We start from the raw sequence: 12,944 nt of genomic DNA, 5'->3' as shown, positions 1-12,944 counted from the left end.
TCCGGGTGACCGCCGTGGTCACCCCTTGATCGCGCCGGCCTGGCCGGCGCTGCGGAGGAACTGACGTTGGAACATCAGGAACAGCGCGATGGGGATGATCACCGAGATGAACATGCCCGCCATGAGGAGGCTCGTAGGAGCGGTGTCGCTGACGCGGTACAGCCCGACCGAGAGCGGCTGCAGATCGGGCGAGGGCAGGACCAGCAGCGGCCAGAGGAACTCCTTCCACGAGCCGACGATCGTCAGGAGCGACACCACGCCGATCACCGGGCGCGACATCGGCAGCACGATCGACCAGAACACCCGGAAGACGCCGGCGCCGTCGATCTTCGCCGCCTCGAACACGTCCCTCGGCAGGCGGTCGAAGAAGCGTGCGACGAGCAGCACGTTGAAGGCGCTGGCCGCGGTCGGCAGCCACACGGCCCAGTACGTGTTGACCAGGTTCACGCCGATCAGCGGCACGTCGAGGATGGTGACGTAGAGCGAGATCAGCGACACGACCCCTGGGATGAACAGGGTCGCCAGGACGCCCGCGTTGACGACCTTCGCGTAGCGAGGCTTGAGGATCGAGATGCCGTAGCCGCCGGTGAGGGCGACGAGCAAGCCGAAGAACCAGCATCCTGCCGCCATCCAGACCGTGTTCAGCAGGTACTGGCCGATGCGGATCTGCGACCACGCGTCGGGCAGGTTCTGCCATTGGATGCCGCTCGGCCACCACTCGAAGGGGTACTTCAGGATGTCCTGGCTGGTCGAAAGCGCCGCTTTGAAGAGCCACAGCAGCGGCCCGAACGACACGACGATCAGGCAGGCGATGAGGACCACCGCGAGGATCCGGGTCGTGAGGCGCACGGATCGGCGCGACCGATCGAGGGCCGAGACGTTGGTGCGGTCGTCGGCGTCCTTCGCCGCCGCCTTGCTCTTGCCGATCGCGCGGACCGTGGTCGTGACGAAGCTCACGATTCGCTCCATTTCCGCGTCAGTCGGAGGTAGATCGCCGAGACCAGGCTCAGCGCCACCGCGAGCATCAGGCTCAGGGCCGTCGCCTTGCCGAAGTCGCCTGACAGGAAGGCGTAGTTGTAGATGAGCATGAGCAGCGTCACGGTCCGGTTCTCGGGTCCGCCCCCGGTCATGACGAACGGATCGGTGAAGACCTGCATGGTGCCGATGATCTGCAGCAGGAGCATGAGCAGGATGACGCTGCGCAGCTGCGGCAGCGTGACATGCCAGGTGCGCTGGAGGATCGACGCCCCGTCGACCTCGGCGGCGTCGTAGAGCTCCGCCTGGATCGACATGAGCGCGGCGAGGTAGATGATCGTGGCGGTGCCCGCCGTCGCCCAGGTGGCCTGGATCACGATGCTCGGCATCGCGAGCGCCGGGTCCTGCAACCAGCCGATCGGGCCGAGTCCGAACCAGCCGAGCACGGTGTTGAAGAGGCCGGACGACGAGGGGTCGTAGAACTGCTTCCACAGCAGGACGCTGACCACGGGCGGGATGATGACCGGCAGGTAGACGAGCACGCTCGAGATCTGGCGACTGCGGCGCAGCTCCGCCATCACCATCGCCATCAGGATCGGCAGCGGGAAGCCGATGAGGAGCGCCAGGACGGCGAACCAGACGGTGTTGCCCGCGGCCGTCCAGAGCAGCGGGTCGGCCAGCACGCGCTCGAAGTTGCGCACTCCCACCCAGGTGGGATCGTTGATGAGGTCGGTCTGCTGGAACGCCAGGATGAGGCTCTTCAGGATCGGCCACCACGCGAAGTAGCCGAACGTGAGCAGCAGCGGGAGGAACATGACGAGCGTCGGCACGCCGCCGTTGCGCACCCAGACCAGGAACCGCGCGCGCGGTCCTCTGCGCGGCCGGGGCGCAGCGGGCGGCGGGCTGCCGGTGGCGTCCGCGTCGGCCGGACGGCCGACGAAGGGCGGGGCGGTTGCGGTCACGTTGTGTCTCCCGTCGATGTTCTCGTGCCGGATGCGTCCGGTGGCCGCGGCTGCCGCGGCCACCGGAACGGATCATCCGGCGTCGACCAGGTCCTGGACCTGTGTCTCAGCCGAGGTCAGCAGCTCGTCGAAGTCCGCGTCCTCGCGGGTGAGGACGGCCTGCACCACCGGATCGAGCGCCGCGTAGAGCTCCTGCGCCTTCTTGGCGGGCTCAGGCAGGATCGTCGCCGTCGCCAGGCTGTCGAGGTACGCGGTGTAGTTCTCTCGCGGAACATTGATGTACGGCTCGATCCAGCCGAGGTACGTCTGATACTGGTCGTCCGAGACGACCGGCACCTCGGGCAGGCCGACCGGCAGGTCATCCGCCACCTGCGCCTCGGCCCAGGTGACGGCCGCCTCTTCGTCGACGTACCGGTTCAGGAAGTAGAACTTCGTCCACTCGAGCGCGGCGCACAGCTGGTCGGGCGTGGCCTTGGGGTTGTACCACTGGATGTTGCCGCCGCCGAGCACGCCCACGGGGTCGTCGCCGGTCGGGAACGGTGCGAGCCCGAAGTCCTCCTTCGGCATGCCTCGGCCGATGACGAGGCTGTTGTACAGGTTCGCCCCGTTGAGGCTCTGGCCGATGGAACCGGCGGCGATGTCGTCGCGGATGGCGTTGTTGTCGTAGAGGTAGTTGGCGCCCGCGGCCTCCTCCTCCCAGCGCACGTCGTGCAGGAACTGCAGGCTCGCCTCCATCCCCGGCGTGGCGAGGGTCACGGTCGTGTCGTCGCCGTCGACCTCCTCCACGAGGTCGCCGTTGGAGTACGACATCGAGGTCAGCAGCCAGCCGCCGGTGTTGCCGGTGGTCGGGATGATGAAGCCGGTCTGTCCCGTCTCCTCCGTGATCGTCGCCGCGGCATCCAGCACCTCGTCCCAGGTCGCGGGCGGCGCGTCGGGATCGAGCCCGGCCTCGGTGAACAGCGCGCGGTCGTAGATCAGGCCCATCGTGTACGCGGCGCGGACGACGCCGTAGGTGCGGCCGTCAGCGTCCTCCGTGACGGCCTTCAGCTGCGGGTTCAGGTGGCTCAGCACGTCGTCGTTCTCCACGTACGCGGTGATGTCGGCCGCCTGGCCGCGCTCGATCAGCGACTGGATGTCGGTGAACGGCACCTGCAGGGTGGTCGGCAGGGTTCCCCCGACGAGAAGGGCCGGGAACGTCGAGACGTCGTACTTGGTCTCCTCGTCGTCGATCGTGATGTTCGGGTGGTCCTCCTCGAACTGCGCGACCGCGTTCTCCCACGCCTCGAGGTTCGCCGTCTGGTCGGACGTCGGGCGCTCGCCCACGGTGATCGTCACATCAGCGTCGGGGTCGCAGGTCACCGCCTCGGCCGACGGTGTCGACGAGGGCGTGCCGCCGCCCGCGCATCCGCTCACGAGCAGTCCCGTGACGGCGATGCCGGTGATGAGTCCGCCCACGCGGACCCAGCGCTGCTGTGTCATTTGCCTCTACTCCTTCGTAGTTCGGGTGTGCACCTGCACAATTCGGCGGGCACGCGGATCTCGATACAAATCTCAACCGGTTTCATAACTCTGGCCGGAAACCGATCTGGTGTCAAGCTGGACTGGGATGCTGGGGCAGCCAGCCCTCGCGAGACAGCCACGCGGCGCACGCTCCGGTCCACGGCACGAGGTCGCCGCCGAGGCCACAGCCGTGCCCGCCGAGAGGGTAGAGGTGGAGTTCGTGGGGCGTTCCTGCTCGTTGCAGCGCCGACGACAGCAGGAGCGAGTGCTCGACGGGCACCTTCTGGTCGTCGAAGGAGTGGAAGAGGAAGGACACCGGCGCCTCCGTGGTCACCAGGCGCTCCAACGAGAGAGCGGCTCGCCGTTCCGGCGTGTCGTCGTCGCCCAGGAGGACTTCCCTCGATCCCTGATGAGAGTGCGTTTCCAGCGATACGACCGGATAGCCGAGCACCAGCCCGTCGACGCGGCGGGACGCGTCGGCCGGCCGAAGCGCTGCCAGCCCGGCGGCATGCCCCCCGGCCGAGAAGCCGACGAGCAGCACGCGATCGGCGCCGGTGTGGCGCAACTCGGCGATGCGGGCGCCGATCGCCTCGTGCGCGGCGGGATGCGGCATCCCCACGGGGTACCGCAGGATGTCCGCTTCGATGCCGAGTCCCGCCAGCCAAGCGGCGACGGGCTCGGCCTCGTGAGGCGCATGGTTGCGATAGCTCCCACCGGGGAGAACGAGGGCTCTGATCGTCATGTCACACCTTTGAAACCGGTTGTTGCCTGACAGCGTTGCATGTACGCTCGTCGGCGGGCAACTCCGCTGCGGAGACGGACGCCCTCGCAGTGAGGAGCAAAGGTGCACGACGACCGGTCGCATGTGCAGGCACGCCTGCAGAGGTTCACCCGAGAGCGGCTCGCGCCGGCGGTGTACCCCGACTTCCAGGCGCTGCGGGTCGAGCACTGGTCCGTCCCCGACGAGCCGGTCCCGTTCGCCGAGGCCGTCGATCACGAGTACGAAGCGACTCCGGCCGGCTGGACCTGGGGCCGCGCGTGGAGCTCGACGTGGTTCCGGATCTCGGGGCGCCTTCCCGAGGGTTGGAGCCCGCAGCACACCGAGATCGTCTGCGATCTCGGCTTCACTGCCGACCGCCCCGGCTTCCAGGTCGAAGGCCTCGCATATCGCCCGGACGGCAGCATCGTCAAGGCGGTGTCGCCGCGCAGCCACCACCTGCCGCTCGACGCCGCAGTTATCGGCGCCGACGCCGACGAGCTCACCCTCTACATCGAGGCCGCCGCCAACCCCGACCTCGCCGGCGAGTGGACGTTCGCCGCGACGCCGCTGGGCGACAAGCAGACGGCGGGCGACGACGCGCTATACCGGCTCGGCGCCATCGGCCTCGTGCGCCGTGACGAGACGGCGTGGGAGCTGCTGCAGGACATCCAGGTGCTGAGCGGTCTGCTCGGCGAGCTTCCGCAGGACTCCCCGCGGCACCACACGATCGTGCGCGGACTCGAGCGGATGCTCGACGTCGTCGACCCCGACGACGTCGCGGGCACGGCCGCACTCGCCCGCGAGACCATCGCACGGCTCCTCGCCTCCCCCGCGCATGCGTCGAGCCACCGTATCGTCGCCGTCGGCCACGCCCACATCGACTCTGCGTGGCTGTGGCCCACCCGCGAGACGATCCGCAAGGTCGCGCGGACCTTCTCCAACGCGCTCGAGCTGATGGAGCGGCATCCGCAATTCGTGTTCGCGGCCTCCTCCGCACAGCAGTACGCCTGGCTCGAGCAGCACTACCCCGAGCTGTTCGCGCGCGTGCGGGAGCAGGTGCAGGCCGGCAGGTTCGTGCCGGTCGGGGGCATGTGGGTCGAGTCCGACACCAACATGCCCGGCGGCGAGTCGATGATCCGGCAGTTCGTCCACGGCAAGCGGTTCTTCCGCGAGCGCCTCGGCGTCGAGACGGAAGAGGTCTGGCTGCCGGACTCGTTCGGCTACTCGGCGGCTCTGCCCCAGATCGTGCGCGGCACCGGCAACTGTTGGTTCCTCACGCAGAAGCTGTCGTGGAGTCAGGTGAACCAGCTGCCGCACCACACCTTCTGGTGGGAGGGGATCGACGGCACGCGCGTGTTCACCCACCTTCCCCCGGCCGACACGTACAACTCCGAGCTGACTCCCGCTGAGCTGCTGCACACGGAGCGCAACTTCAAGGACGCCGGCGCCGCGACGACCTCACTGGTGCCGTTCGGGTTCGGCGACGGCGGAGGTGGACCGACCCGCGAGATGCTGGCCGCGGCCGAGCGGTCGCGCGACCTGGAGGGGCTCCCCCGCGTCGAGATCGCCGCGCCCCGCCGCTTCTTCACGGATGCCGAGGCCGAGTATCCGGACGCGCCGGTGTGGGCGGGCGAGATGTACCTCGAACTGCACCGTGGCACCTACACCTCGCAGCTGCGCACCAAGCAGGGCAACCGTCGCAGCGAGCAGCTGCTGCACGAGGCCGAGCTGTGGGCGGCGACCGCCGCGGTCCGCACGGGTGAGCCCTACCCGTACGACGAACTGCGGCGGGCTTGGGAGAACGTGCTGCTGCTGCAGTTCCACGACATCCTCCCCGGAAGCTCCATCGCGTGGGTCCACCGCGAGGCAGAGCGCGATCACGCACGGATCCGCGATGAGCTGACGACCCTCGTCGACCGGAGTCTGGCGGCCCTCGTCGGAACCGGATCCACCGCACTCCTCGCCAACCCGATGCCGCTGCCCGCGTCCACTCCGGGGACTGCAGGCGGCGTCGAGGCGTTCGCCATCGGCACGCTCGCCGAGGCGGAAGCCTCCGCCACCTGGGAGCGCCGGCCCGACGACGGGTGGGTGGTCGACAACGGCGTGCTGCGCGCCGTCATCGACGGGCGCGGCCGTGTGGTCTCGCTCGTCGACGCCGCCTCAGGCCGCGAGGCGGTGGCGCCGGGCGGCGCCGCGAACCGGCTCGTTCTGCACCGCGACACCCCGAACGAGTGGGACGCCTGGGACATCGACGACCACTACCGCCGCAACGCCACCCCGCTCGACGCCGAAGCCCCCGAGTCCCTCGAGGTGCAGACCGGCGACGACGGCTCCGTGACGGTCGTCGTCGCGCGTTCCTTCGGAGCGTCGCACGTCACGCAGCGGCTCACCCTGGCGCCCGCGGCGCCGGCGCTCGACCTCGAGCTGGTCATCGACTGGCACGAGAGTCAGAAGCTGCTGAAGCTGTACGTCGACATCGATGTGCACGCCGACGTCACCGCCGCCGAGACCCAGTTCGGCCACGTCCATCGCGTCACGCACGAGAACACCTCGTGGGAGGCCGCGCGCTTCGAGTTCTGCGCACATCGCTGGGTGCATGTCGGCGAGCCGGGCTACGGCGTCGCCGTGGCCAACGACTCCACCCATGGTCACGACGCCCGGAGGACGCCGCGGACCGGAGGCGGGCGCTCCACGACACTGGGCATGTCGCTCATCCGGGCACCCCGCTATCCCGACCCGGTGGCCGACCAGGGCTCGCACAGGCTGCGGGTCGCGCTGCGGCCGAATGCCGGCATCCGGGATGCCGTCGCCGAGGGTTACCGGCTCAACCGGGCGGTGCGGCGGGTGACCGGCGACCACGGGGCCGCTGCGCTCTTCGACATCCGCAGCGCGACCGTCGTCGCCGAGACCGTCAAGCTCGCCGAGGACGCTTCCGGCGATGTCGTCCTGCGGCTCTACGAATCCGCGGGCGGCCGCGGTTCCGTCACCGTGACGGCGCTGTTCGACGCCACGGGCTGCGAGCGCACGGACATGCTCGAGCGCCCGGCCGGGGAGCGGTGGGACGCTTCGCGGACGACGCTCGAACTGCGACCGTTCGAGATCGTCACGCTGCGCTATCGCCGCCCGGCCGGGGAAGCGGCTGCGTCAACCGGCCGATGACAGCCCGTGCATCATCTTGGCGACCCGCTCCTGCACCTGCGCGTCGTCGTATTCGAAGATGGCGTAGCTGATGCCCGCGGTCTGGATCGGACGGTTGGGGTATTCCTTGTAGGTGGGCAGCACAGCGAGCAGGCGTGCGGCCATCTGCGGCGCCTGCCAGGTCTTCTCCGCATAGCTCGTCATGAAGATGTCGTACCGTTCCTGCGGGTCCTGCCACAGGTCGAACAGCTCCGGAACGATCGCCGTGTACGAGGCCGGGCCGCGCCAGCCGTCGCGGATGTTCCAGACGGCCTTCCACTTGCCGACGCGGATGGCACCGGGGATCATCTCCGTCTCGGTCATGTAGAGCCAGTGGTCGCGCGTGGAGGAACCTTCGCCCTTGAGAAGCGCCGTCTGGTCGTAGCTGTCGAAGATCGTCGGCTGACCCTCGCGGTCCTCGGTCGGCAGGTCGACCCCCGCGATGCTCGCGAAGGTGGCCATCAGATCCAGCGACCCGACGATCTCGGAGTTGCGGCGGCCGGCTTCAATCGTGCCGGGCCACCATGCGATGGCGGGCACACGGCTGCCGCCTTCGTAGTCGGTGCCCTTCGTGCCCCGGTATGGCGTGTAGCCGCAGTCTGGGTAGACGTCCTGCCAGGCGCCGTTGTCGGTCGTCCAGATGATGAGGGTGTTCTCGGCGATACCGAGCTCGCGGATCTTGTCGACGACCTGCCCCACGCGATGGTCGAGCTCGACCAGGGAGTCGAGGTACTTCGACTTCGCCAGCGACGCGCCCTCGAAATCGGGGTGCGGCAGGTTCGGCTGGTGCACCTTCGCGGTGTTCAGGTAGAGGAAGAACGGATTCTCACCGTCTGCGTGGCTCTCGATGTAGTCCAGCGCGTGGGCCGTGGACTTCTCGTCGATGAACGGGATGTTGGAGGAATCGATCTTCTCGACCTCGTGGGCGGGTTCGCCGGCCTTGCCCTCGAGTGCGCCGAGCACGTTGCCCCACATCTTCATGGTGGCTTCATCGTCGAACGGGAAGTCGGGGTTGTAGGTCTTGTCGGTGTAGGTGTACGCATTCAGGTGGTAGAGCGTCGTGTTGTACATCTCGTCGAACCCGTGCGCGGTCGGCATCGCATAGTCGGCCTCACCGACGTGCCATTTGCCGATCTGGCACGTGTCGTATTCCGCCTTCTTCAGCACGCTCGCCAGCGTCCACTCCGCGGCGGGAAGCCCGCCGCCCTGGCCGGGGAACGCCACCGTCGTCATCCCGCTGCGGATCGGAAGGCGCCCGGTCAGCGCGGCCGCCCGTCCCGGAGTGCAGCTCGGCTGCCCGTAGAAGGACATGAACTGCAGGCCTTCGGCCGCAAGGCGATCAAGGTTCGGTGTCGGTGCACCGCGGTTCTCACCGCCCCCGTAACAGCCGAGGTCGCCCCACCCGACATCGTCGGACATGAACAGGATGATGTTCGGCTTCTCGGCCATTGTCTGCGTCTCCTCGAGTGAATCGGCGTACCTCTCGGAAGCTAGCAGAGGGGCTGATCCAGCTGCACCCCTGCGGCTGCGCAGCGCTGTCGCACTGCGCGCAGGAGCCTCACGGGGGTGTGAGGCGGTCTGCCGACCACCCGCAGCAGATGCTTTGCCCTTCGGTGCCCGTTCGCCATACTGACCACCATGGACGACGTGAACGAGTGGCTGCTGACCTGGGGCGACAATCTGTGGACCTGGGTGGTGCTGCCCGTCGTCGTCTTCCTCGGGTTGTATTTCACGATCCGCTCGGGCGTCGTGCAGTTCCGCCTGATCCCGGAGATGTTCCGGACTCTCACCGACAAGACCCCACGCACCGCGACCGGCGAACCGCAGTCGGTCTCGGCATTCCAGGCGTTCACCATCTCGGCGGCGTCGCGCGTGGGCGTCGGCAACATCGCCGGCGTCGGAACGGCGATCGCGGTGGGCGGCCCGGGGGCTGTCTTCTGGATGTGGGTCATGGCGTTCATCGGCGGCGCGTCCAGCTTCATCGAGTCGTCCCTGGCGCAGCTGTTCAAGGTACGTGACACCGACAGCTTCCGCGGCGGACCGGCGTACTACATGCAGCGCGGTCTCAAGGCCCGCTGGCTCGGGGTGTGGTTCGCGATCATCCTCATCGTCTGCTTCCCCTTCGCGTTCAGCTCGTTGCAGGCGAACACGATCTCGGCGACCGTGACCTCCAGCGTCGGGGGCGGCCCGGCATGGCTCCCGTGGGGCATCGGCATCGGAATCGCGGTCCTCACCGGCCTCGTCGTCTTCGGCGGCGTGCGCCGCATCGCCTCTGTCACACAGCTGCTCGTGCCTATCATGGCGCTCGCCTATCTGCTGCTGGGCCTGGTCGTCGTCGGTCTTCACGTCGACCGCATCGGCCCCGTGTTCGCCGAGATCTTCTCGCAGGCGTGGGGATACAACGAGGTCGTGGGCGCAGCGTTCGGCTACATCGTGCTGACCGGCGTGAAGCGCGGCATGTTCTCGAATGAGGCCGGCCTCGGCTCGGCACCCAACGCCGGGGCGAGCGCGGCCGTCACCCACCCCGTCAAGCAGGGACTCGTGCAGACGCTCGGCGTCTACTTCGACACCTTCCTGGTCTGCTCCATCACCGCCTTCATCATCCTCGTCTCAGTTCCGGACCTCGGCGGTGCCGAGCGCGGGATAGGGCTCACGCAGGGTGCGCTCGTCGGCACTCTCGGGGAGTGGTCGAACATCGCGCTGAGCGTCATCATCTTCCTGCTGGCGTTCTCGTCGATCCTCGGCAACTACTACTACGGCGAATCGAACATCGAGTTCATCACCACGCGCCGCTCGGTGCTCACCGGCTATCGCATCCTCGTCGTCGTCGCCGTGCTCGCCGGCTCGGTCGCCGGTGCCGATCTGGTCTGGAACTTCGCGGACGGCGTGATGGGACTCATGGCGTTGACCAACCTCATCGCCATCGGCCTGTTGTCAGGCATCGCGTTCCGATTGCTCAAGGACTACACCGCGCAGCGCCGGGCGGGCCGGGATCCCGTCTTCACCCGCGCGCTCCTTCCCGATGTGAGCGGCATCGAGTGCTGGGAGGACGAGCTCAGCGTCACCGGTCCGATCGACCTCCAGACCAAGCGTCATCAGGCCGACAAGCACCGCGACCACCTTCACCAGGACTGAGGCGCCTCTCGTGGGACCGGCTGGCTGGCGGCAATCGGGTGACATGTGTCGGCCCACACGGGTGCGCGGCATCCGGGTTCCGCTCACAATGGCGGCATGACAGAGCAGAGAAGCATCGTCCGGATGTGGCGCGGCAGTGTGCGTACCCAGGACGTGGACGAGTACGTGGCCTACATCGAGCGCACCGGCATGGCGGAGTACCGCGAGACGCCCGGGAATCTCGACGCGTGGATGCTGACGCGCGACCTCGGCGACGGCACGACCGAGATCGTGACGGTCTCGCGCTGGGAGAGCTTCGAGGCGATCACGGGCTTCGCGGGCGCCGACATCGACACCGCCGTCTACTACCCCGAGGACGATCGGTTCCTCGTCGAGCGCGACGACGTCGTGCGCCATTGGACTCAGGTGTCGTAGACCCGAGTCGGAGCACCGTCGCGCCCGCGCGCCCTCGAACCGCCCGAGGTGTCGGGCGGTTCGAGGGCGACGTGGTGCCGAGCGGACCGTTCGCGACTATTTCACGCCCGCGTCGACCGCGCGCGGCCGCCGCCGGGGCGCGAGCGCGACGGCGAACCCGGCGAGTGCGACGGCGGTCGACAAGATGAGCCCCGGGCGGAATCCGTCCAGCATCTGCGCCGCGCTCGCGTCGGCGGCCAGGTCGCCGCCCGCGATGAGGGCCGACGTCACCGCGAGGACCAGCGCCGCGCCCACCTGCGAGCTGCTCTGCACGAGCCCCGCGGCGAGCCCCTGCTCGTCGTTCGAGATGCCCGCGGTCGCGCGCTCCTGGATGGCCGGGAACCCCAGCGCGAACCCGGCACCGAGGAGCAGCACCGACGGCAGGATGTCGACCGTGTACACCGGCGTGGTGCCCACACGCAGGAAGAGCAGGTAGCCCAGCGAAAGGGCGCCCAGGGCCACGGTGATGAGCAGCCGCGATCCGAACCGATCGATCAGCCGGTCGGCGAACGGGGCCGTCGCCACCACCACGAGTCCCGCCGGCAGCAGGGCGAGCGCCATGCTGAGCGGCGGCCAGCCGAGCACCGACTGCAGGTAGATCGTGAGGATGAACTGGAAGCTCACGTACGACCCGAACAGGGCGATCGCGCTGATGTTGGCTCGCGCGACGAACCCCTCGCGCAGGATGCCGAAGCGGATGAGCGGATGCCGCGCCCGCAGCTCGATCATCGCGAACGCTGCCAGCACGGCAGCCGCGACCGCCAGGCCGAGGATCGTCTGGAGCGAGCCCCAGCCCGCCTCCGGCGCCGAGACGATCGTGTAGACGAGCGTGAGCATGCCCACCGCCAGGGTGAGGGCGCCCCAGATGTCGTGGCCGCCGGTCTTCGCGACGTGGTCGCGTGGGATGAAGAACAGGCCGAGCACCACCGCCGCCACCGCGAACGGCACCGAGAAGAGGAACGTCCAGCGCCAGCTGAGCGAGGTCATGAGCCCGCCGACGATGAGGCCGAGCGAGAACCCGCTGGCCGCGAACGTGGTGAAGATCGAGATCGCGCGGTTGCGTGAAGGGCCTTCGGCGAAGTTCGTCGTGATGAGCGAGAAGGCGGCCGGTGCCGTGAACGCGGCAGCGATGCCCTTGACGAAGCGCGAGGCGATCACGATCGCGGGGTCGCTCACGAGCCCGCCGGCGAGCGAGGCGAGGGCGAACACGGTGAGGGCGATGAGCAGGATGCGGCGGCGGCCGAGCAGGTCGGCGAGGCGCCCGCCGAGCAGCAGCAGGCTGCCGTAGCCGAGCACGTAGGCCGACACGATCCACTGCAGGGTGCCGGTCTCGAGCGACAGCTCGGTGCCGATGGCCGGCAGCGCGACGCCGACCATGGAGACGTCCAGCCCGTCGAGCGCGATGACGATGCACACCACGAGGAGCAGCAGCCACGTGCGCGTCGTCCAGCGCTGGGTCGGGGTGTCGGAACCGGGAACGACCCGGATGGTTGTTGAGGTCACATGCACAAGATACATGTCACGTCATAGGTTGCGTCAACATTGGATTCGCCAGCATGCAATGCCGCGACATATGTTTCCGGCTAGGATGTGGTCATGGCCGAGAAAGACGTGGTGGAGCGATGGCGCTCCCTGCAGTCCACATACCTCTCGACCGCATCCGCTCTGGAGCGCGCGCTCGACGAGCAGTGCGACCTCGGACTCAGCGAGTTCGAGATCCTCGACCTGGTCGCCGAGGTTCGTCAGGAGCAGTGCCTCATGCGAGACCTGGTGCAGCGCACGCCGATGACCCAGAGCGCGCTGTCACGCATCGTCGATCGGCTCCAGAAGGCCGGTCTCGTGCAGCGGGCGGAGTGCGGGTTCGACCGTCGCTCGATGGTCGTCGAGATCACCGACAGGGGCACGGCGGTCCACACCGACGCACGGCGGATCTACCGCTCGCTGCTCGCGGACGAGCTCGGCTGACGCTGCGCAGCGCCCCG

10 protein-coding genes are annotated in these 12,944 nt (G+C 68.5%); 4 read left to right on the top strand and 6 right to left on the bottom strand.

The features are described from left to right. Positions 1 to 18: 18 nt before the first annotated feature. From NCG93_RS06595 to NCG93_RS06580, 4 genes are all read right to left on the bottom strand, one after another. Positions 19 to 957, bottom strand: coding sequence for a carbohydrate ABC transporter permease (locus NCG93_RS06595; protein WP_252787473.1), 939 nt, complete (start codon positions 955 to 957; stop codon positions 19 to 21). After that, positions 954 to 1,937 carry a carbohydrate ABC transporter permease gene (locus tag NCG93_RS06590; protein WP_194414735.1) on the bottom strand — a complete coding sequence of 328 codons (984 nt, stop codon included), beginning with the start codon at positions 1,935 to 1,937 and terminating at the stop codon, positions 954 to 956. The genes NCG93_RS06595 and NCG93_RS06590 overlap by 4 nt, the downstream gene beginning before the upstream one ends. 72 nt (positions 1,938 to 2,009) lie before the next feature. Beyond that, complete coding sequence (locus NCG93_RS06585) at positions 2,010 to 3,416, bottom strand: ABC transporter substrate-binding protein (protein ID WP_194414736.1); 1,407 nt, start codon at positions 3,414 to 3,416, stop codon at positions 2,010 to 2,012. Between the two features lie 112 nt (positions 3,417 to 3,528). After that, positions 3,529 to 4,179 carry an alpha/beta hydrolase family protein gene (locus tag NCG93_RS06580; RefSeq protein WP_194414737.1) on the bottom strand — a complete coding sequence of 217 codons (651 nt, stop codon included), beginning with the start codon at positions 4,177 to 4,179 and terminating at the stop codon, positions 3,529 to 3,531. Between the two features lie 102 nt (positions 4,180 to 4,281). Between NCG93_RS06580 and NCG93_RS06575 the strand changes: the two genes are divergently transcribed. After that, complete coding sequence (locus NCG93_RS06575; RefSeq protein WP_194414738.1) at positions 4,282 to 7,356, top strand: alpha-mannosidase; 3,075 nt, start codon at positions 4,282 to 4,284, stop codon at positions 7,354 to 7,356. Here the strand turns inward: NCG93_RS06575 and NCG93_RS06570 are convergent. Beyond that, positions 7,342 to 8,823: an arylsulfatase gene (locus tag NCG93_RS06570; protein ID WP_194414739.1), complete on the bottom strand. Its 1,482-nt coding sequence runs from the start codon at positions 8,821 to 8,823 to the stop codon at positions 7,342 to 7,344. The genes NCG93_RS06575 and NCG93_RS06570 overlap by 15 nt on opposite strands. 189 nt (positions 8,824 to 9,012) lie before the next feature. Here NCG93_RS06570 and NCG93_RS06565 point away from each other — a divergent pair, with 189 nt between their 5' ends. Then, positions 9,013 to 10,509 carry an alanine/glycine:cation symporter family protein gene (locus NCG93_RS06565; protein WP_194414740.1) on the top strand — a complete coding sequence of 499 codons (1,497 nt, stop codon included), beginning with the start codon at positions 9,013 to 9,015 and terminating at the stop codon, positions 10,507 to 10,509. Positions 10,510 to 10,605: 96 nt separating this feature from the next. Further along, positions 10,606 to 10,923 (top strand): hypothetical protein, encoded by a 318-nt coding sequence (locus NCG93_RS06560; protein ID WP_194414741.1) that lies wholly within the window; start codon positions 10,606 to 10,608, stop codon positions 10,921 to 10,923. Positions 10,924 to 11,019: 96 nt separating this feature from the next. Here the strand turns inward: NCG93_RS06560 and NCG93_RS06555 are convergent, their stop codons facing one another. Next, the gene (locus tag NCG93_RS06555) at positions 11,020 to 12,465 is read right to left on the bottom strand and encodes an MFS transporter (protein ID WP_252787472.1); all 1,446 of its coding nucleotides are present in this window, start codon (positions 12,463 to 12,465) and stop codon (positions 11,020 to 11,022) included. A gap of 93 nt (positions 12,466 to 12,558) precedes the next feature. On the opposite strand from NCG93_RS06555, the gene NCG93_RS06550 reads away from it, so the two are divergent. Continuing rightward, on the top strand, positions 12,559 to 12,927 hold the full coding sequence (locus NCG93_RS06550) for a MarR family winged helix-turn-helix transcriptional regulator (protein ID WP_194414743.1): 369 nt from the start codon (positions 12,559 to 12,561) through the stop codon (positions 12,925 to 12,927). Positions 12,928 to 12,944 lie beyond the last annotated feature (17 nt).

The organism is Microbacterium yannicii (assembly GCF_024055635.1).
In the GTDB taxonomy this organism is placed as follows: domain Bacteria; phylum Actinomycetota; class Actinomycetes; order Actinomycetales; family Microbacteriaceae; genus Microbacterium; species Microbacterium yannicii.
This window is presented reverse-complemented; position numbering and strand designations above follow the sequence as displayed.